This is a genomic window from Kitasatospora sp. YST-16 (assembly GCF_026802215.1).
In the GTDB taxonomy this organism is placed as follows: Bacteria; Actinomycetota; Actinomycetes; order Streptomycetales; family Streptomycetaceae; genus Kitasatospora; species Kitasatospora cineracea.
On the sequence record NZ_CP113837.1, the window covers coordinates 6376765 to 6395327 of the forward strand.

The following is an 18563-nucleotide window of genomic DNA, read 5'->3' on the forward strand; positions in this document are numbered from 1 at the left end:
CGGTCAGGTGTCCGCGCGGGTGGTGTGGTGGGTGGTGGAGCCGGTGCGGTGCTTGCGGACCAGGAGTTGGGCGGGGATGCGGGTGCGGAGGTCGGGGACGTGGCTGACGATGCCGACGGCGCGGTCGCGTTCGCGCAGGGAGTCGAGGACGTCCATGACCTCTTCGAGGGCGTTCTCGTCGAGGGTGCCGAAGCCCTCGTCGATGAAGAGGGTGTCCAGGGGCATGCCGCCGGCCTCGTCGGTGACGACGTCGGCGAGGCCGAGGGCGAGGGCGAGGGAGGCGAAGAAGGACTCGCCGCCGGAGAGGGTGGCGGTGTCGCGTTCGCGGCCGGTCCAGGCGTCGACGACGTGGAGGGAGAGGCCGGAGCGGCGGTTGCCGGAGACCAGGCCGTCGCTGTGGACCAGGGTGTAGCGGCCGCCGGACATCTTGAGCAGGCGGCGGCTGGCGGCGGCCGCGACCTGTTCGAGGCGGGCGGCCAGCACGTAGGACTCCAGGCGCATCCGCAGGGCGTTCTCGGCGGGGGCGCCGGCGAGCAGGGCGGAGAGGCGGCTGATCCGGGCGTGGGCGTCCAGGACGGGGGCGAGTTCGGTGGCCAGGGCGGTCAGGGCGGCGCCGATCCGGGCCAGGTCGGCGACCCGGTGGCGGGCCTGGTCGTGGGCGGAGCGGGCGCGGGCGAGGTGTTCGTCGGCGCGGGCGGCGGCCGTGCGGGCGGATTCGGCGGCGGCGGGCGGGAGTTCGGCGGCGGCCCGCAGGGCGGGGTCGGCGAGTTGGGCGGCGGCGAGTTCGAGGTCCGCGTCGAGTTGCTTGAACTGCCGTTTCAGGGCGTCGAGTTCGTAGGGGGGCAGGACGGCCGCGTCGAGTTCGGGCAGGCCGGCGAAGCCGGCGGCGAGGGCGGCGCGGCGCAGTGCGTCGGCGGTCTCGGTGCGGCGGTCGGCGGCGTGCGCGGTGGCCCGGGCGGCGTTCAGGGCGGCGGTGGCGGCGCCGGCCAGCGCGGTGACGGCGGCGGCCCGGGCGGCGACGGTGGGGGCGTCGCCGCGGGCGGCGGCGATCCGGCCGTCCAGGGTGGCGAGTTCGGTGGTCAGGGCGGTCAGTTGGCCGGTCAGCTGGGCGGTCAGCTCGCCGGCCTGGCGGTGCTGTTCGCGGCGGGTGGCGCCGTCGCGTTCGAGCTGGTCGAGCTGCTGGCCGAGGGGCAGCCAGCGTTCCGCGGTGTGCAGCACGGTGCGCCGCCGGTGGGCCAGTTCCTCGGCTTCGGCGGCGAGTTCGCCGGGGGTGCGGCCGTCGGCGGCGGCTTCGGCGGCGGCGGCCTGCGCGGCGAGGGCGCCCACCCGTTCGGTGGCGGCGGCGAGTTCGGCCTCGGCGGTGTGCTGGGCGGCGCGGGCGCGGCGTTCGTCCTCGGCGGTGACCTGGTCGGCCGAGGGCTCGGCGGGGGCCGGGTGCTCGGGTGAGCCGCAGACCCGGCAGGGGGCGCCGGAGGCCAGGGCGGCGGCCAACTCGGCGGCCATGCCGGCGAGTCGGCGCTCCTGGAGGTCGAGGGCGCGCTGCCGGGCGTCCTGGGCGGCGCCGGTCAGGGTGCGGGCCAGGTCCTGGGCGGCGGTGTGCTCGCCGAGCAGCCGCAGGTGGCGGGCGGCGGCGTCCCGGCGGCGGGCGAGTTCGGCGTGCCGGGTGTCGATCCGGTCGAGTTCGGTGCGGGCCTCGCGGGCGGCGTCGCGTTCCTCCTGGAGCCGGGCGAGCCGGTCCTCGTAGGCGTCCAGCCAGCGCCGGGCCTCGTCGGCGAGGTCCTCCGCGTCGGTGCGACGGCGTTCCAGCCTGGCCCGTTCGGCGAGCAGGGCGCCGTGCCGGGCCTCGTCGGCGCGGGCGGCCTCCAGCCGGGCGGCCTCGGCGCGGGCCGCGTCCTCGACGGCGAGCAGGTCGTCGGGGGTGTCGAGCGGGCCGCTCCAGCCGGCGGCGGCCGCGCGGGCGGCGAGGTCGGCGCGGCGGGCGGCCTCGGCGTCGGCGGCGGCGGCGTGCGCGGCCCGGGCCTGCTGGTGCGGGGCGCGCAGCAGGGCGGGGGCCTCGGCGGCGAGGGCGGAGGCCAGCCGGGCCCGGGCCGGGGCCGACTGGGCGGACCGGTCGGTGAGGCGCAGCAGTTCCTGCCGGGCCCGGTGGTAGCGGGACTGCCGTTCGGCCAGGGCGTGCTGGGCTTCGAGCCGGGTGCGGGCGGCGGTCCGGGCGGTCTCGGCGGCGGCCAGCCACAGGGCGGCGGCCCCGGCGCGTTCGGCGGCGGTGCTCCGCAGCATCGCGGCCCAGGCGAGCACGTCGGCGACGGGGGCGTCCTCGCCGGGTCGGTGGTCGGCGGCGTCGGCGGCGGCCGGGCCGGCGGCTTCCTCGGCGCGGGCCGCCAGGGCGTGCATCCGCTGCCGGCCGCCGTGCACCTCGCGTTCGTGCCGGAGCCGCAACTCGGCGGTCCAGCGCTCCAGTTGCTCGAACCGGCCGGTGTCGAAGAGCCGGCCGAGCAGGTCGGCGCGCTGCTTGGAGTCTGCCCGCAGGAAGCGGGCGAAGTCGCCCTGGGGGAGCAGCACCACCTGGCAGAACTGGTCCCGGCTCATGCCGAGCAGCCGGGTCAGCTCCTCGCCGGCCTCCTGGTGGGACTTGCTGACCGCGACCCAGCCGGGTTCGCCCTGCCCGGCGTCGGCGGCCCACTCGCGCAGCAGGGTCTGCGCCTTGTCGGCGGTCAGGCCGGTGCCGCGCTTCTTCGGCCGCCACTGCTCGGGGCTGCGGGTGACTTCGAGCCGCCGCCCGCCGAGGGTGGCCTCCAGGACCACTTCGGTGCGCACGCCGGGCGCGGCGTGGTCGCTGCGCACCCCGTTGCTGCGGCGGGTGCCGGGCAGTTCGCCGTACAGCGCGTAGCAGACCGCGTCGAGCACGCTGCTCTTGCCCGCGCCGGTCGCCCCGCGCAGCAGGAACAGGCCGGCGGCGGAGAGCAGGTCGAAGTCGATCCGCTCGGTGCCCGCGAACGGGCCGAAGGCGGTGACGGTGAGCCGGTGCAGCCTCATCGGGTGCGCTCCCGGGTGGCGGGGTGAGGGGGTGTCATCGGGCGTTCTCCTCGGCCCGGTCGGCCGCGGCGCGGCGCACCGACTCCAGGCCCTCCAGCAGCCAGGACTGCTCGTCGCCGTCGAGTTCCCGGCCGGGGCGGACGTGGGCGACGAAGCCCTCCACCACCTCCTGGTCGGTGCGCCCGCGCACCCGCCGGGCGTAGGACGCCTCGGCGGCCCGCTCGCCGCCCTCCGGTTCGAACAGCAGGTTCAGGGTGTGCGGGAAGCGGGCCCGCAGCCGCTCCATCGCGTCGGCCGGGCGGACCGGGTCGGTCAGGGTGGCCTGCACCCAGCGGTCGACGGCGTACTCGTACCGCCCGTCGGTGAGCAGGTCGTCCAGCCGGCCCTCCAGCCGGGCCAGCCGGCGCGGCACCGGGCAGAGGATCCGGCGGGCCTCGACGGCGCCCGCCGCGTCCAGGTCGACCAGCCACATCGACTTCTCGTGGTCGGCCTCGGAGAACGAGTACGCCAGCGGGGAGCCCGAGTAGCGCAGGTGCGGGGCCAGCGTCTGGCAGCCGTGCAGGTGGCCGAGGGCCGCGTAGTGCACGCCGTCGAACACCTCGGCGGGCACCGACTGCACGCCGCCGACCGCGATGTCCCGCTCGCTGTCGCTGGCCGCGCCGCCGGTGACGAAGGCGTGCGCGAGCACCACCGCGCGGGTGCCGGCGGGGCGGGCGGCCAGGTCGGCGCGGACGCGGTCCATCGCGGCGGCCAGCACCTGCTCGTGGCCGCCCCGTTCGACCCCGAGCCGTTCGCGCACCAGGGCCGGTTCCAGGTAGGGCAGCCCGTACACCGCGACCGGCCCGTGCGCGTCGGCGAGCAGGACCGGGTCGGCCAGCGCGTCCGGGTCGGTGCGCAGGTGGATGCCGGCCCGGTCGATCAGCCGGGAGGCCACCCCGAGGCGGCGGGCCGAGTCGTGGTTGCCGGAGACGAAGACCGTGGGCACGCCCAGTTCGGCCAGCCGCCACAGCACCTCGTCGAACAGCGCGACCGCCTCCAGCCCGGGCAGCGCCCGGTCGTAGACGTCCCCCGCGACCAGCACCGCGTCCACCCGCTCGGCGGCCGCGGTGGCCACCAGGTGGTCGAGGAAGACCCGCTGCGCCGCGTGCAGGTTCTCCCGGTGGAAGGACCGCCCCAGGTGCCAGTCCGAGGTGTGCAGCAGCCTCACGCCGACGCTCCCCGCAGCATGTCCCGCCACCCCTCGTCTCGCCGGTGCTCCGGTACGAGTATCACAGGTGGCGGACAGCGCTCGGGACGCGTGCGGCGGCGGGCGGTGACCCGGGTGGCGGTCGGGACTGTTCATCGGTCGGGTGTTCGGGGAAGATCATCGGATGGTGCCGCGGGCGGCCGGAGGAGGGTGTGGGATGGGCATCGAGTACAGCCCGGAGATCTCCGCACTGCTCGGGCGGGTGCGGCGGCGGCCGAACGCGGGGTGGCCGTGGCGGCCGGGGGAGGCGGTGCCGGCCGGGCTGCCGGTGAAGCAGTCCTGGGGGTGGCTGTTCGCGCCGGACGGGCGGGTGCTGACGCTGGTGAACCCGCGGGACGGGATCGTCAGCCTGCCGGGCGGCTCGCTGGAGCCGGAGGACGCGGGGGACCCGGGGCGGGCGCTGGCCCGGGAGGCGGCGGAGGAGGCGCAGGCGGTGATCGACGGGCCGGTCTACCTCGGCTACCTGTACGACCGGGTGGGGTCGGCCAACGGCGGGCACGAGTGCGCGCGGGTGCGGATGGCGGCGGCGCTGCGCGGGGTGGGGCCCTCGGCGCCGGACCCGGCCTCGGGGCGGCACTACCGGCGGCTGCTGGTGGCGCCGGGCCTGGCGGTGGAGCTGCTCGGCTGGGGGCTGCCCGGGCTGCGGCAGGCGCGGGCGGCGGTGGCGGCGGCGGCCGCGTGGTGGGGGCGCCGGTGCGGGCGGACGAGACGATCGAGGAACTGCCGTCCGCGGGCTGCCGGTTGCGCTGACGGCGGCGCGGGGCGCGCGGGGCGGCGGCGGGCTCGCGTCGGGCGGTGGCGGGCTCGCGGCGGGCGAAGACCGGTTCCGGTGACCGGACGGATCGTCCGGGTTATTTCTGCAGCCCAGGTCAGGGATGGGTCTGCGCGCGTAGCACCCGTTCGGGAGCTGTTCGGTGAGTGTTCGTCAATTTCTTTGGCATGACCGCTTCCCCCCGAGGCTACTGGCTGGTATCCAATGTGTGGCCTGCGTCACTCATGGAGGATCAGATGTCTCGCGTCCGTGTCGTATCCGTCGCCCTCACCGCGGCGGCCCTGTCCATCACCACCCTCGCCGCCGCCACCCAGGCGAACGCCGCCGGGGTGCGCTACGCCGCGCTCGGCGACTCCTACTCGGCCGGTGTCGGCTCCGGCAGCTACACCAGCGAGAGCGGCAGCTGCAGCCGCAGCACCAAGGCGTACCCGTACCTGTGGAACGCCGCGCACGCCCCCACCTCGTTCTCGTTCGTGGCCTGTTCCGGCGCGACCACGGGCGACGTGATCGCCAATCAGCTGGGCGTGCTGAACACCTCGACCACGCTGGTGTCGATCACCATCGGCGGCAACGACGCGGGCTTCGCCTCGACGATGCAGACCTGCGTGCTCAACAGCGAGAGCTCCTGCCTGAGCGCGGTGGACACCGCGAAGAGCTACGCCACCACCACCCTGCCGGGCAAGCTCTCCAACCTCTACGGGCAGATCAAGTCGAAGGCGCCGAACGCGAAGGTCGTGGTGCTGGGCTACCCGCACCTCTACCAGGTGCCCGGCAGCTGCATCTTCGGGATCTCGGACACCAAGCGGACCGCGATCAACAGCGCGGCGGACACCCTGGACACGGTCATCGCCAAGCAGGCGGCGAACGCCGGGTTCACCTTCAAGGACGTCCGGACGGTCTTCGCGGGCCACGAGATCTGCGGCTCCTCGACCCAGTGGCTGAACAGCACCACGCTGCCGATCAGCGACAGCTACCACCCGAACGCGAGCGGCCAGGCGAGCGGCTACCTGCCGTCGTTCAGCGCCGCGGCGTGACCTGCCGGGGGTAGTGCCCGCAAGACGTCCGTGGGGGACGAATGACCGGTGGCCGGGCTCGTGCGAGGAGCCCGGCCACCGGCGTCCTGTACCCCCGGGCTCAGCGCAGGTAGTCGGTGAGCGCCGCGGGCCGCAGGCCGGCCTGCTCGGCGGCGTCCAGCGCGCGCCGCAGGTCGTCGGCCAGGGTATCGGTGAAGTGCATGATGATCACATCGCCGGGCTGCAGCCCGCCGGGGTGGGCGATGTTCGAGGCGCCCGAGGTGAAGTCGGCGCTCGCGGTCAGCACGTGCGTCATGCCGCAGTTCGCGGCCGCCTGCAGGACGTCGGCGTTCCAGGCGAAGTACGGCGGCCGGAAGACGGTCGGGACGGTGCCGTAGTGCGCGGTGACCGCGTCCCGGGCGTCGCAGATCTCGGCCTGCTGCTCGGCCGGCGACAGGGTGGTCAGGTCCCGGTGCGAGACGCTGTGGTCCTCGATCGCCGAGCCGGGGGCGGCGGTGACCTTGCTGAAGTAGTCCGGCTCGAAGCCCTCCGGCATCGGCAGCGGGAAGACCGTCACCGGCAGCTTCCGGTCGGCGATCAGCTGCGCCGCCTCCGGGGTGCGGAACCAGCCGTCGTCGACGGTCAGGAAGACCACCTTGTCGGTGGTCGGCACGCCGGTGGTGAACGCCGCGGGCGCCGGGCTGTCGCCGGTCACCGAGACGTCGTCCACCGCCACCGGGCCCTGCCCGTACCAGCCGTGCACGTACAGCTGCACCGAGGTGGTGGCCGCGCCGGTGGTGAACGAGGTGGACAGCTGCTGCCAGCCGTCGCCGGTGGACGCCGTCCAGGCCGGGGGGACGTCGTGGCCGGTGCCGCTCGCGCCCAGGAAGGCGTACGAGCCGTGCACCCAGGCGCGGTACGTGTAGGCGGTGTTCGGGCGCACCGCGAGGGTCTGGGTGCACCGACCGGTGGAGTCGGCCGAGGCGGGGGTGATCGCCAGTGCGGCGCCGCCGGTGCGGGCGGCGGCGGTGACCGCGCCCTCGCCGGGCGCGCAGTGCCAGCCGGGGACCGAACCCCAGTCGGCCAGCGGCAGGGTGGGGATCTCGAAGCCGGGGTTGGTGGCCAGGTTCGGCGCGGGGGCCGGGGCGTCCGCGTGCGCGGCCGGCGCGGTGGCGAGGGAGGCCAGCGCGGCGGTGGCGGCGAGGGCCGCGAGACGGCGGCGGGCGGAACCGATCACGGGTCAACTCCAGTGTGGGGGACGGGCGGAGGATCGACTCCCGGAGGGACGGGGGTCGGTGGGGGCCCTGCCGCACCAGGCCGGTGCACACAATGGACTGGACCAATCCCGGCGGTCAAGCGGTACCGCTCAAGAGGCGGCCGAGATCGGTCAACCGGCGTAGAGCTCCTCGATGTCCGCCGCGTAGCGCTCCGCCACCGCCGTCCGGCGGATCTTCAGCGAGGGCGTCAACAGCCCCTCCTCCAACGAGAACTCGCGCGGCAGCAACCGGAACGCCCGGATCGACTCGGCCCGCGACACCGTGGTGTTCGCCGCCCCCACCGCCCGCTGCACCTCCTGGTGCAGCTCCGGGTCGGTCAGCGCCTGCCGCACCTCCAGCGGCGGCCGCCCGCGGGCCCGCAGCCAGTGCGCCAGCGCCACCGGGTCCAGCGTGATCAGCGCCGCCAGATACGGCCGGTTGTCGCCCACCACCAGGCACTGGGCGATCAGCGGGTGCGCCCGCACCCGCTCCTCCAGCACCGCCGGCGCCAGGTTCTTGCCGCTGGAGGTGACGATCACCTCCTTCTTGCGGCCGGTCAGCGTCAGGTAGCCGTCCTCGTCCAGCTCGCCCAGGTCCCCGGTGGCCAGCCAGCCCCGGCACAGCGCCTCGTCCGAGCAGCGCGGGTGGTTGAGGTACCCGGAGAACACGCCCGGCCCCTTCACCCACACCTCGCCGTCCTCGGCGATCGCCACCGTCGACCCCGGCAGCGGACGGCCCACCGTGCCGAACTTCGGCCGCCGCGGCGGGTTCGCGGTCACCGGCGCGGACGACTCGGTCAGGCCGTAGCCCTCGTACACCGTCATGCCCGCGCCCGCGAAGAACAGCCCCAGCTCCCGGCCCAGCATCGATCCGCCGGTCATCACCGCCCGCACCCGGCCGCCCAGCACCGCCCGCATCCGCTGGTACACCATCCGCTCGTACGCGGCGTGCCGCAGCCGCAGCGCCGGGGAGGGGCCCGGGCCGGTGCGGTGCGCCCGGCGCTCCCAGGCCGCCGCCCACTCCACCGCCACCCGCTCGGCCTGCTCGAACAGCTCCAGCCGCCCGGCCGCCTCGGCGGCCTCCCGGGCCCGGCGGTGGATCTTCTCGAAGATGTACGGCACCGCGTGCAGGAAGGTCGGCCGGAACGCGGCCAGCGCCGGCAGCAGGCTCTCCGAGGCCAGCTTCGCGTGGTGGCCGATCCGGATCCCGCCGCGCACCGCCGCCACCTGGGTCAGCCGCCCGAACACGTGCGCCAGCGGCAGGAACAGCAGGGTGGCGGGCTGCTCGCCCCCGGTGTCCCGGATCACCTCGTCCCAGCCCGCCAGCACGGCGTCCGCCACCGACGCGAAGTTGCCGTGGGTCAGCAGGCAGCCCTTGGGACGGCCGGTGGTGCCCGAGGTGTAGATGACGCTGGCCAGCGAGTCCGGCGACACCCCCAGCCGCTGACGGTGCACCAGCGCGTCCGGCACGCCCGCGCCGTCCGCCGCCAACTGCGCCACGCAGCCGCGGTCCAGCTGCCAGATGCCGGTCAGCTCCGGCAGCGCGTCGCACACCGCGCCGACCGTCATCGCCTGGTCCTCGTCCTCCACCACGCAGGCCACCGCCGAGGTCTCCGCCAGGATCCAGCGCACCTGGTCCGGCGCGGCCGTCGGGTACACCGGCACCGGGATCGCCCCGACCGCCCAGAGCGCGTAGTCGAACAGCGTCCACTCCCAGCGGGTCGCCGACATCACCGCGACCCGGTCGCCGTAGCGCACCCCGCGGGTCAGCAGGCCCCGGGCCAGCGCCAGCACCTCGTCGCGGAACCGGGCCGCCGTCACCGGCTCCCAGACGCCGTCCACCAGCCGGGACATCAGCACCAGTCCCGGCTCCCGCTCCGCCCGGTCGAACACCGAGTCGGCCAGGCCGCCGGTCGGCGCGCCGCCCGCCGCGGGGCTGCTGAACTCTCGCACGGTACCCCCCGATCCCGCCCCGGTCCGCCGGTCCGGACCCTGCCCGCCGGGTCGGCCCGCACGGCCGGCCGGCGGCCGGACCGCGGTACCGGCGAAGCTACCCGATCGGCGCGGCGCTGCCCAGAGTCACCGACCGGCAACACCCCGCACCGGAGGAAGGCCCGCAGGTCGGGGCCATGCCAGGACCCGGCGGGGAAATTAAAGGACGATCCGGACAACAGCCGATCACGATGCACTTTCACCCTACGAACGGATGGTCAGGAAGTAGTAGGCTCGCGGCTCTCGAACCCTCCGGTACCCGCCCCTGCCCGCGCGCGCCCGGCCGCGCCCCGCCCACCCGCGTCCCACAGACCTTCCGCCCGAGGACCACTAAGGACCCGTATGCGCCTGCGCCGCAGCTCGATCCGCGCGAGGATCGTCGCGCTGCTCCTGGTGCCCCTCGCGGCGCTCAGCGGCCTGTGGGTGTACGCCACCCTCGTCACCACCGGCGACGTGTGGAACCAGCTCGACCTCAGCTCCACCTACACCGCCTTCGGCAACCCCGCCGACCAGTACGCCTACGACCTCCAGCAGGAACGCTCCGCCGCCGTCCTGCGGCTGGCCGCCCCCGGCAACGCCGACTACGCCGCCGCCTACGACAAGGCCCGCACCACCACCGACCGCGACCTGCAGCTGCTGCGCTACCAGGGCAGCAGCCACGACGCCGGCAAGCTCGACGCCGACCAGCGCGCCCGCTACCAGGACGTGCTCTCGGTCGCCGACCAACTCGGCGCCATCCGCAGCCAGATCGGCCGGCTCAAGCAGAGCTGGGACGGCGCCCTGCGCGACTACAGCGACCTGATCAACCCGGTGTTCGCGTTCCGCTCCTCCTTCATCGCCAAGCAGACCGGCTCGCTGCCCCGCCAGGGCACCATCCTGGTCGAGCTCTCCCGGGCCGGCGAGTACCTCTCCCAGGAGAGCGCCGCGATGCGCGCCCTGCGGGCCGGCAGCTCCGCCGCCGCCTCCGACCCCCGCAAGCAGCAGGTCGCCCTGGACGCCATGAACGCCCAGCAGGCCCTGTTCCGGATCTACATCGCCGAACTCGACACCCAGGACCGGCAGTCCTACAACGCGCTGCGCATGGGCCAGAACTGGAGCCTGCTCACCGCCGCCGAGACCGGCTTCGACAAGGCCGCCGACCGCGCCCTGGAAGTGCGCGGCGGCTCCGTCGACTACTGGGACGAGACCGCGGCCGCCGTCCTCACCGACATCGACGCCATCAACGCCCGGCTCGCCGCCGACCTCGGCACCCAGGCCCGCGACAACGCGATCCGGTCGCTGGTGCGCGGCGGCACGGCCGGCCTGATCGGCCTCGCCGCGGTCGTGCTGTCCCTCGTCATCTCCTACCGCACCGGCCGCCGCCTGGTGCGCGAACTCGTCGGCCTGCGCAACGCCGCCGCCGACCTGTCCGCCACCCGGCTGCCCTCGGTGATGCTCCGGCTGCGCCGCGGCGACGCCGTCGACGTGGTCGCCGAAGTGCCCCAACTCGAGTTCGGCACCGGCGAGATCGGCCAGGTCGGCCGGGCCTTCAACGAAGTCCAGCGGGTCGCCGTCGAGGCCGCCGTCGAACAGGCCGAACTGCGCCGCGGCGTCTCCGCCGTCTTCGTCAACCTGGCCCGCCGCTCCCAGGTGCTGCTGCACCGCCAGCTCACCCTGCTCGACACCATGGAGCGCCGCACCGAGAACCCCCGCGAACTCGAGGACCTGTTCCGGCTCGACCACCTCACCACCCGCATGCGCCGGCACGCCGAGGGCCTGATCATCCTCTCCGGCGGCTCGCCCGGCCGCGCCTGGCGCAAGCCGGTCCGGATGGTCGACGTGGTGCGCGCCGCCGTCGGCGAGGTCGAGGACTACGCCCGGGTCCAGGTCCGCCCGTTCCCCGGCACCGGCCTGCTCGGCTCCGCCGTCGCCGACGTCACCCACCTGGTCGCCGAACTCGTCGAGAACGCCACCGTGTTCTCCCCGCCGCAGACCCAGGTCACCGTCCAGGGCGAGGTGGTCGCGCACGGCTTCTGCCTGGAGATCGACGACCGCGGCCTCGGCCTGAGCGAGCAGCACCTGGAGGAGATCAACCAGCGCCTCGCCGTGGAGCAGGAGTTCGACCTCGCCGACACCGACCGGCTCGGCCTGTTCGTGGTCTCCCGGCTGGCCCGCCGGCACGGCATCCGGGTGCACCTGCGGCCCAGCCCCTACGGCGGCACCTCCGCGGTCGTGCTGGTCCCGCGCGAACTGCTCGCCGAGACCGTCGAGACCGCCCCCGACGCCCCCCGGCAGAGCGGCGAGGACACCGGCACCCACCGCCGTCCGCCCGCGCCCGCCGCGGCCGCTCCGGCCGTCCGCGGCCAGGGCGCGCACGCCGCGCCCGCCGCCCCGGCCGCCGTGCTCGGCGGGCCCCGCCCGTCCGCCGCCGAACCGTCCAGCACCCCCGGCGGGCTGCCGCGCCGCCGCACCGCCGCCGCGGCCGAGCAGGCCGCCGCCGAGGGCACCGGGCGCCACCGCCGCCCCGGCGAGGAGGACGGCGGACGGCCCGCGCTGCCCGCCGCGGCACCCGCCGAGCCCGCCGCCGGGCCCGCCGCGGGCCCCGCGCTCACCCCGGTGGCCGGCGGCCTGCTGCCCAAGCGGGTCCGGCAGGCCAACCTGGCCCCGCAACTGCGGGCCGGCGCCGGACCGGAGGCCGCCGAACCCGCCCGCGAGCGCGACCCCGAGGAGGCCCGCTCCGCGTTCGCCTCCTTCCAGCGCGGCTTCGCCCGCGGCCGCGGCGACCGGCTGCAGCCCGCCTCGCTCACCGTGGTGCGCTCCGAACCGGAGCCCGCCGACAGCCCGGGCACCCCCGAACGGCCCACCCCGGTACGGGCGCCGGCCCTCGGCCAGCCGCCCAGACTGCGGGTCGCGCTGCCCTCCGCGCCGGTGCCGCACGCGCTGCCCCCCGCCCGCTCCGTCCCACCGGCGCACCCGACGCCGACCGCACCGCCCGCACCAGCAGAAGGAACCGAATCATGACCGCAACAACACCGCCGTCCGGGGACCTCGACTGGCTCCTCAACGACCTGGTCGGCCGGGTGGCGACCCTTCGGCATGCGGTGATCCTCTCCAGCGACGGCCTGGCCACCGGCGTCTCCAGCGGCCTGGACCGGGAGGACGCCGAGCACCTCGCCGCGGTCGCCGCGGGCTTCCACAGCCTCGCCAAGGGCGCCGGCCGGCACTTCCGGGTCGGCGGCGTCCGGCAGACCATGGTCGAACTGGACGACGCCTTCCTGTTCATCACCGCGGCCGGCGACGGCAGCTGCCTGGCCGTGCTCAGCGACGCCGAATCCGATGTGGGCCAGATCGCCTACGAGATGGCACTGTTGGTCAAGCGCGTCGGCGAGCACCTCGCCGCCGAACCGAGGACCGATACCACGCTGCCCGGGAGATGACCGATCCGATGAGCGAGCCCGAGCCGACCGAGCCGACCGGGGCCCCCGCCCCGGCCGACCTCAGCGGGGCGACCGCCGACCAGGGGCCGGCCGGCGAGCCGCCGGTCGACCTGTTCGCCCCCCGCACCCCGGTGGACGACCGCTGGTTCGACGACGAGGCCGGACCGGTGGTCCGGCTGTTCTCGATGACCAGAGGACGCGCCCGCCCGGTCGACGACGGCCTGTTCGACCTGATCTCGCTCGTCACCGCCGCGGTGCCGGCCCTGCCCGGCCCCGGCGGCTCCCGCACCGACCCCGCGCTCGACCCGGAACACCACGCGATCCTCGAACTCTGCCGCGACGAGCCGCTCAGCGTCGCCGAGCTGGGGTCCTACACCGACCTGCCGGTGAGCGTGGTCCGGGTCCTGCTCGGCGACCTCCACGACGCCGAGCTGATCAGCGTCACCCGACCCTTCCAGCTCGCCCAGCAACCGGACGAGCGCCTGCTGCGAGACGTGATCAATGGCCTCCGTGCACTCTGACGCCCCGTCCACCCCCGCCGCCCGCAAGGCCCCCTGGGGCGTCGGCGCGGTCAAGATCCTGATCGCCGGCGGCTTCGGCGCGGGCAAGACCACCCTGGTCGGCGCGGTCAGCGAGATCCGCCCGCTGCGCACCGAGGAACTGCTCAGCGAGATCGGCCGGCCGGTCGACGACACCGCCGGGGTGGAGGCCAAGCGCACCACCACCGTCGCCATGGACTTCGGCCGGATCGACCTCAGGCCCGGCCTCGCCCTCTACCTGTTCGGCACCCCCGGGCAGGACCGGTTCTGGTTCGTCTGGGACGAACTCGCCCGCGGCACCCTCGGCGCGGTGGTCATCGCCGACACCCGGCGCCTGGCCGACTCCTTCCCCTCGGTCGACTACTTCGAGCAGCGCGGCATCCCGTTCGTGGTCGCCGTCAACTGCTTCGAGGGCACCGAGGTGTACGCCCCCGACGACGTCCGGGCCGCGCTCGACCTGCCGGCCGGGGTGCCGGTGCTGCTGTGCGACGCCCGGCGGCGCGAGGACGGCAGGGAACTGCTGATCCGGCTGGTCGAGCACGCGGCGGCCCGGGCCGGGATCCAGCTGTAGCGCGGCTCTCGCCCGAGGTAGTTCTGCCTCCGATATTTTTCGGATCCGCGCAGGTCACGGCGGTGCTGTCCGGATGGCGGACGGTTTCTGTCTCGCCCCGCGGATGGGGCGGTGCAGTGGGTTGCCTTCCGGGCACCGGGCGTGGAAGTCTCGTACCCGTGCCCGCCGTTGGCCGCGGGCTTCCGACACACTCCGGGGGAGGAGCAGCGTCATGACCGTCCCGGTCCGCCTCGCCGTGCTCCCCGCGCTCCCCGTGCTCACCGTCCGTCGGTACATCGACCACGGCCGGATCTACAGCGCCTGCTGTCGCTGACGCACCGCCACCCCCCGGCGCCTCGCCGGGCGGTGGCGGTTCCGCGCGTCCCCGTCGACCCCGCCGCGCTCCGGAGAGCAACCGTGCAGCCTCGCACCCTCCTCGAACCGTTCTGGCCCTCGCGCCGGAACCACCACTTCGACCAGACCTGTCGGCGCGCGCCCCGCGCCTCCCGGCCCCGGACCTGACCCACCGTCACCCCCCGTGCGCCGGAAGCGCAGACGACGACCACCCACCGCCCGTCACGCGCGAAAGAGCCCTCACCATGCCGTACGCCACCGCCACCGCCACTGCCACCTCGACCCCGCACCTGCGCGCGGTCCGCGCCCTGCCGAACCTCGCCCCCGCCGGCGGGCCCGCCCCGCTCACCGAGCACCGGCGGACCGCCGTCCCGCCGCGGCCGGTCGCCGCGCCCGCCGCGCCCGCCGCCCTCGCTCCCGAGAGCCTGTTGGCCGGACTCCAGGACGGCGCGGCCGTGGTCGCCGCCCTCCCGCAGTCCGTCCTCCCGCAGGGGCTGCTGGCGCAGCTCGGCGCGGCCGACTCCCCGCTGGTCGGCTACCTGGTCCTGGTGCCCGCCGAAGGCCGGGGCACCGCCGCCCCCGCCCCCGCGCTCGCCTCCGCCGAGGCTCCGGCCGCCCGGCCGTTCACCCGCCCCGCGGACAGCGGCATCTCCGTCGACCTGGACCGCCGCAACGCCTACGTCGACGGCTCGCTGCTCGACCTCACCTACCTCGAGTTCGAACTCCTCGCCCACCTCACCGAGCACCCCCACCGCGTCCACACCCGCGACCAACTCGTCCACACCGTCTGGGGCTACGGCCACGTCGGCGACGGCCGCACCGTCGACGTCCACGTCGCCCGCCTGCGCCGCAAGCTCGGCGCGGCCTACCGCGACACCATCGTCACCGTCCGCCGCGTCGGCTACAAGTACGCACCCGCCGCGTAGCCAACCCCCGGACGGCAAGGGCCCCGCCTGCTTCTACACGTGCAGGCGGGGCCCTTCGCCGTCCGGACACCGGCGCGGCGAGGCCCGGCCCCTCGGGCCGCAGCACGACACCGGGCCCGCCCTCGACGGTCAGCTCTGCGTCTCCTCGCGGCGCCCGACAGCGGTCGCACCGGGTACGACGAGCAGCTTGCCGGTGGTGCGCCGAGCCTCCAGATCGCTGTGGGCCCGGGCGGCCTCGGACAGTGCGTAGCGGCCCGTCACGGTGACCTCGAACGCTTTGGAGCGCACCCACTCGAACACGTCGGCGGCCCGGCGGAGCAGTTCGGACCGCTCGGCGATGAAGTCCCCGAGGCTGGGCCGGATCAGGGTCAGCGAACCGCCGCGGGCGAGCCGCATCGGATCGAACGGCGGTACGGCGCCACTTGCCGCGCCGAAGAGCACGAGATGGCCGCGGGGCCGCAGGCTGGCGAGGCTCGCATCGAAGGTGTGCGCACCGACGCCGTCGAAGACGACCGGCAGTCCCCGGCCGCCGTTGAGCCGCCTCACCTCGGCCGCGAGATCGTCGACCGCGGAGGAGAGGACCACCTCGGCGGCCCCGGCGCGCTTCGCCAGTTCGGCCTTCGCCGCGGTCGACGTCGTACCGATCACCCTGCCGCCGAGGCGGGTGATGAGCTGGGTCAGAAGGAGCCCCATGCCACCGGCAGCCGCGTGCACGAGCACCGTGTCACCCTCCTGGACCGGGTAGGCGTCCTTGACGAGGTAGTGCGCGGTCATGCCTTGGAGGAGCACGGCGGCGGCCGTCTCGAAGTCGACGTCGTCGGGCAGCGGCACCAGCCGGGAGGAGTCCACGACGGCCCGCTCGGCATACGTGCCGGGAACCTCCACCCAGCCGACCCGGTCCCCGACCGCGACGTCGGCGACGCCGGGTCCGACTTCGACGACCGTGCCGGCGCCCTCGGCGCCCGGGGTGAAGGGCAGCGGGAGGCTGTACCGGCCTTCGCGGTGGTAGACGTCGAGGAAGTTGACCCCGGATGCGGCGACCTCCACGAGGGCCTCGCCCGGACCCGGCCGCGGCTGGTCCACCTCGGCCTCCTGCAGCACCTCGGGACCGCCCACCCCGTACACCTGAATTGCTCGCATGACCCCTCCAATAACGGTTCATCCCCACCAACCCCGTTGGTGGTGACCCGATTCCCGGCAAGCGGACCAGCCCGCCGCCCCCTGGGCCGGACCGGTGGCTCCGCTCCCACGATCACCACCGCGGACGCGCCGCGCTCGCAGGAACCCCTCCGCCGGCGGCGTCCCCCACCTCACGGGGCGGTACGCCTAGCGCTGGTCCGGGGGCAGGAGCAGGACGGCCAGGGCCTGGGCGCAGGTGTGGGCGTGGGTGAGGGTGCGGGGGAGGGTTTCGGGGGTGAGGTGGGTGGGGGTGGAGCGGACGGCGAGGGCGAAGCGGGCGGTGGGGGTGCGGTCGAGGACGGGGACGGCGAGGGTGCGGATGCCGGGGGCGGATTCGCCGTCGTTGAGGGCGTAGCCGCGGTCGCGGGTGCGGGCGAGTTCGGCGTCGAGGGCGGCGGGGTCGGTGAGGGTGTGCGGGGTGTAGGCGGGGAGCGGGCCGCGCAGCGGGGTCTCGGTGGGGGAGGGCCAGGCGAGCAGCACCTTGCCGAGGGCGGTGGAGTGCAGCGGGCGGCGCAGGCCGAGGCCGGTGGAGGGCAGGACGGAGCCGCCGACCAGGATGACGGCGTGCGGGCCGGAGCGGATGGCGAGGTCGGCGGTGGCGCCGGTGCGCCGGGCGAGCAGGTCGAGTTCGGGGCCGGCCAGGTGCAGTCCGCGCTGGTGGAAGGTGAGTTGGCCGAGTTCGGCGACGGCCGGGCCGAGCCGGTAGCGGGCGGTGTGCTCGTCCTGGTCGAGGAAGCCGGTGGCGACTAGGGTGCGGGCCAGGCGGTGCGCGGTGGAGACGGACAGGCCGGTGCGGCGGGCGAGTTCGGAGGCGCTGAGGTCGGGCCCGTTGTCGTGGAAGCAGTGCAGCAGGCCGAGGGCCCGGTGGACCGCCTGGGCACCGGCCGGCGGGGCGGAGAGGGTTCCGGAGCCGGGCATCGCACCTCTTCCGGGTCGGCTCGTGGACGGGCAACTCCCGTGCCGTTTCCAGGATATGGGAGTGATCACGACGGCAGTGTGTCGGCAGTGTTGCGGCTGTCCGGCCTGCCGTGAACAGCTGGTCCCATCATCTGGCAAGGCTTGATTCCGCCCCCGGACGGGTGGAACGCTCGGTCCGTCAGCCGGTTCGAGCAGGAGGGGGTCCACCGTGAAGCCGCACCGGTGCCACTCCTCCTGTTGTCGCTGACCGCTCCCCGAACCCCCTTTCCCCGCCCGGCCGTTCCCGCCATGTGGAACGACGCCCGCGCGCCTCCTGCCGATCTCCGGAGCCCCGCCATGAGCACGCCCCCCGCCGCGCCGCCGTACCCCGACACCCTGTGGTTCACCCGCTGCCCCGTGCCGACCGCCACCGGCATCGCCGCCGACCAGGGCTGGCTGGCCCGGGAGTTCGCGGCCGAGGGCATCGCGGTGCGCTCGCTGCAGGACGTCCCGCCGGAGGTCGCCGCCGACCACCACTACACCCACGCGCTGACCGGCCTGTTCCGGGAGGGCGGCAACGTCCCGGCGCTGTGGGCGCGTTCGCGCGGCGAGCGGACCAGGCTGATCGGCCTGACCTGGATCGAGGAGCGCCAGGCGGTGCTCGTCCGGGAGGGCAGCGGCATCGACTCCGCCGAAGGGCTGCGCGGCCGCCGGCTCGCGGTGCCCCGGCACCCGATCGCCATCGACTTCTGGCGGGCGATGGCGCTGGCCGGGCACCACGGCGCACTGGCCTCGGCCGGACTCGCCCCGGCGGACGCCGAGTGGGTGGACGTCGAGGCCGGGCGCAGCGGCGGCCAGTGGGAGGCCGAGCTGGCCGCGCTGGCCGAGGGCCGGGTGGACGCCGTGTACGTGAAGGGCGCGCTCGCCGTGGAGGCCGCCCGCCGCCACGGGGCCGTCCCCGCCGTCGAGTTGGACGCGCTGCCGGACCGCCGCCACCGGGTCAACAACGGCACCCCGCGCCCGATCACCGTCCACCAGCACCTGCTGGACGAGCACCCCGAGCTGGTGGCCCGGTTCCTCGCCGTGCTGCTGCGGGCCGCCGACTGGGCCGCCGACCGGCCCGCGGAGGTGGCCCGGATCCTCGGCGCCGAGACCGGCGCCGGACCGGAGGGCGTCGCCGGAGCCTACGCTGCGGGCAGCCACCGCACCCTGCATCCGGACCTGTCCGCCGAACGCCTCGAACTCCTCGCCCAGCAGCAGGAGTTCCTGCACGCCCAGGGCTTCCTCGCCGACCGGGTCGACGTCCACGCCTGGGCCGACCCCGCCCCGCTGGCCGCCGCCCGCGCCCTGCTCGCCGCCCGTTCCTGACCCGCCCGCCCTTCCTGGAGAAC

General features: G+C 75.5%; 14 protein-coding genes. 8 read left to right on the plus strand and 6 right to left on the minus strand.

What is annotated here, in order from left to right:
* Positions 1-3 precede the first annotated feature (3 nt).
* Both OU787_RS28780 and OU787_RS28785 read right to left on the minus strand, forming a co-directional pair.
* Positions 4-3033, minus strand: a complete 3030-nt coding sequence (locus tag OU787_RS28780) for an AAA family ATPase (protein WP_268661106.1) — start codon at positions 3031-3033, stop codon at positions 4-6.
* Positions 3034-3067: 34 nt separating this feature from the next.
* Positions 3068-4240, minus strand: coding sequence for an exonuclease SbcCD subunit D (locus tag OU787_RS28785; protein WP_268661107.1), 1173 nt, complete (start codon positions 4238-4240; stop codon positions 3068-3070).
* Positions 4241-4436: 196 nt separating this feature from the next.
* Here OU787_RS28785 and OU787_RS28790 point away from each other — a divergent pair, with 196 nt between their 5' ends.
* On the plus strand, positions 4437-5222 hold the full coding sequence (locus OU787_RS28790; protein WP_268661108.1) for a hypothetical protein: 786 nt from the start codon (positions 4437-4439) through the stop codon (positions 5220-5222).
* Positions 5223-5287: 65 nt separating this feature from the next.
* The gene (locus OU787_RS28795) at positions 5288-6085 is read left to right on the plus strand and encodes an SGNH/GDSL hydrolase family protein (RefSeq protein ID WP_030462675.1); all 798 of its coding nucleotides are present in this window, start codon (positions 5288-5290) and stop codon (positions 6083-6085) included.
* A 100-nt stretch (positions 6086-6185) separates the two neighbouring features.
* On the opposite strand, the gene OU787_RS28800 is transcribed toward OU787_RS28795, so the two are convergent.
* Entirely contained in the window at positions 6186-7301 is a 1116-nt protein-coding gene (locus OU787_RS28800) for a polysaccharide deacetylase family protein (RefSeq protein ID WP_268661109.1), read from the minus strand.
* A 150-nt stretch (positions 7302-7451) separates the two neighbouring features.
* Positions 7452-9272 carry an AMP-dependent synthetase/ligase gene (locus OU787_RS28805; RefSeq protein ID WP_268661110.1) on the minus strand — a complete coding sequence of 607 codons (1821 nt, stop codon included), beginning with the start codon at positions 9270-9272 and terminating at the stop codon, positions 7452-7454.
* A gap of 381 nt (positions 9273-9653) precedes the next feature.
* On the opposite strand from OU787_RS28805, the gene OU787_RS28810 reads away from it, so the two are divergent.
* The 5 genes from OU787_RS28810 (at position 9654) to OU787_RS28830 (ending at position 15096) form a co-directional block, all read left to right on the plus strand.
* Positions 9654-12311, plus strand: a complete 2658-nt coding sequence (locus tag OU787_RS28810; protein WP_268661111.1) for a sensor histidine kinase — start codon at positions 9654-9656, stop codon at positions 12309-12311.
* Complete coding sequence (locus OU787_RS28815) at positions 12308-12727, plus strand: roadblock/LC7 domain-containing protein (protein WP_030462671.1); 420 nt, start codon at positions 12308-12310, stop codon at positions 12725-12727. The genes OU787_RS28810 and OU787_RS28815 overlap by 4 nt, the downstream gene beginning before the upstream one ends.
* Positions 12728-12735: 8 nt before the next feature.
* Positions 12736-13248: a DUF742 domain-containing protein gene (locus OU787_RS28820; RefSeq protein WP_268661112.1), complete on the plus strand. Its 513-nt coding sequence runs from the start codon at positions 12736-12738 to the stop codon at positions 13246-13248.
* Entirely contained in the window at positions 13229-13837 is a 609-nt protein-coding gene (locus OU787_RS28825) for a GTP-binding protein (RefSeq protein ID WP_030462669.1), read from the plus strand. The genes OU787_RS28820 and OU787_RS28825 overlap by 20 nt, the downstream gene beginning before the upstream one ends.
* Before the next feature lie 578 nt (positions 13838-14415).
* Complete coding sequence (locus OU787_RS28830) at positions 14416-15096, plus strand: winged helix-turn-helix domain-containing protein (protein WP_268661113.1); 681 nt, start codon at positions 14416-14418, stop codon at positions 15094-15096.
* A 129-nt stretch (positions 15097-15225) separates the two neighbouring features.
* Here OU787_RS28830 and OU787_RS28835 read toward each other — a convergent pair whose 3' ends face one another.
* Together OU787_RS28835 and OU787_RS28840 are read right to left on the minus strand one after the other, a co-directional pair.
* Positions 15226-16212, minus strand: a complete 987-nt coding sequence (locus tag OU787_RS28835) for a quinone oxidoreductase family protein (RefSeq protein ID WP_442788578.1) — start codon at positions 16210-16212, stop codon at positions 15226-15228.
* A gap of 210 nt (positions 16213-16422) precedes the next feature.
* Positions 16423-17193 (minus strand): IclR family transcriptional regulator, encoded by a 771-nt coding sequence (locus tag OU787_RS28840; RefSeq protein ID WP_268661114.1) that lies wholly within the window; start codon positions 17191-17193, stop codon positions 16423-16425.
* A 336-nt stretch (positions 17194-17529) separates the two neighbouring features.
* Between OU787_RS28840 and OU787_RS28845 the strand changes: the two genes are divergently transcribed.
* Positions 17530-18540: an ABC transporter substrate-binding protein gene (locus tag OU787_RS28845; RefSeq protein ID WP_268661115.1), complete on the plus strand. Its 1011-nt coding sequence runs from the start codon at positions 17530-17532 to the stop codon at positions 18538-18540.
* Positions 18541-18563: the final 23 nt, after the last annotated feature.

What these genes read in the sequence shown, in the direction of transcription:
- OU787_RS28780 (WP_268661106.1), bottom strand. Translation starts at nt 3,033, where the DNA reads ATGAGGCTGCACCGGCTCACCGTCACCGCCTTCGGCCCGTTCGCGGGC.
- OU787_RS28790 (WP_268661108.1), top strand. Translation starts at nt 4,437, where the DNA reads ATGGGCATCGAGTACAGCCCGGAGATCTCCGCACTGCTCGGGCGGGTG.
- OU787_RS28795 (WP_030462675.1), top strand. Translation starts at nt 5,288, where the DNA reads ATGTCTCGCGTCCGTGTCGTATCCGTCGCCCTCACCGCGGCGGCCCTG.
- OU787_RS28810 (WP_268661111.1), top strand. Translation starts at nt 9,654, where the DNA reads ATGCGCCTGCGCCGCAGCTCGATCCGCGCGAGGATCGTCGCGCTGCTC.
- OU787_RS28815 (WP_030462671.1), top strand. Translation starts at nt 12,308, where the DNA reads ATGACCGCAACAACACCGCCGTCCGGGGACCTCGACTGGCTCCTCAAC.
- OU787_RS28820 (WP_268661112.1), top strand. Translation starts at nt 12,736, where the DNA reads ATGAGCGAGCCCGAGCCGACCGAGCCGACCGGGGCCCCCGCCCCGGCC.
- OU787_RS28825 (WP_030462669.1), top strand. Translation starts at nt 13,229, where the DNA reads ATGGCCTCCGTGCACTCTGACGCCCCGTCCACCCCCGCCGCCCGCAAG.
- OU787_RS28830 (WP_268661113.1), top strand. Translation starts at nt 14,416, where the DNA reads ATGCCGTACGCCACCGCCACCGCCACTGCCACCTCGACCCCGCACCTG.
- OU787_RS28840 (WP_268661114.1), bottom strand. Translation starts at nt 17,193, where the DNA reads ATGCCCGGCTCCGGAACCCTCTCCGCCCCGCCGGCCGGTGCCCAGGCG.
- OU787_RS28845 (WP_268661115.1), top strand. Translation starts at nt 17,530, where the DNA reads ATGAGCACGCCCCCCGCCGCGCCGCCGTACCCCGACACCCTGTGGTTC.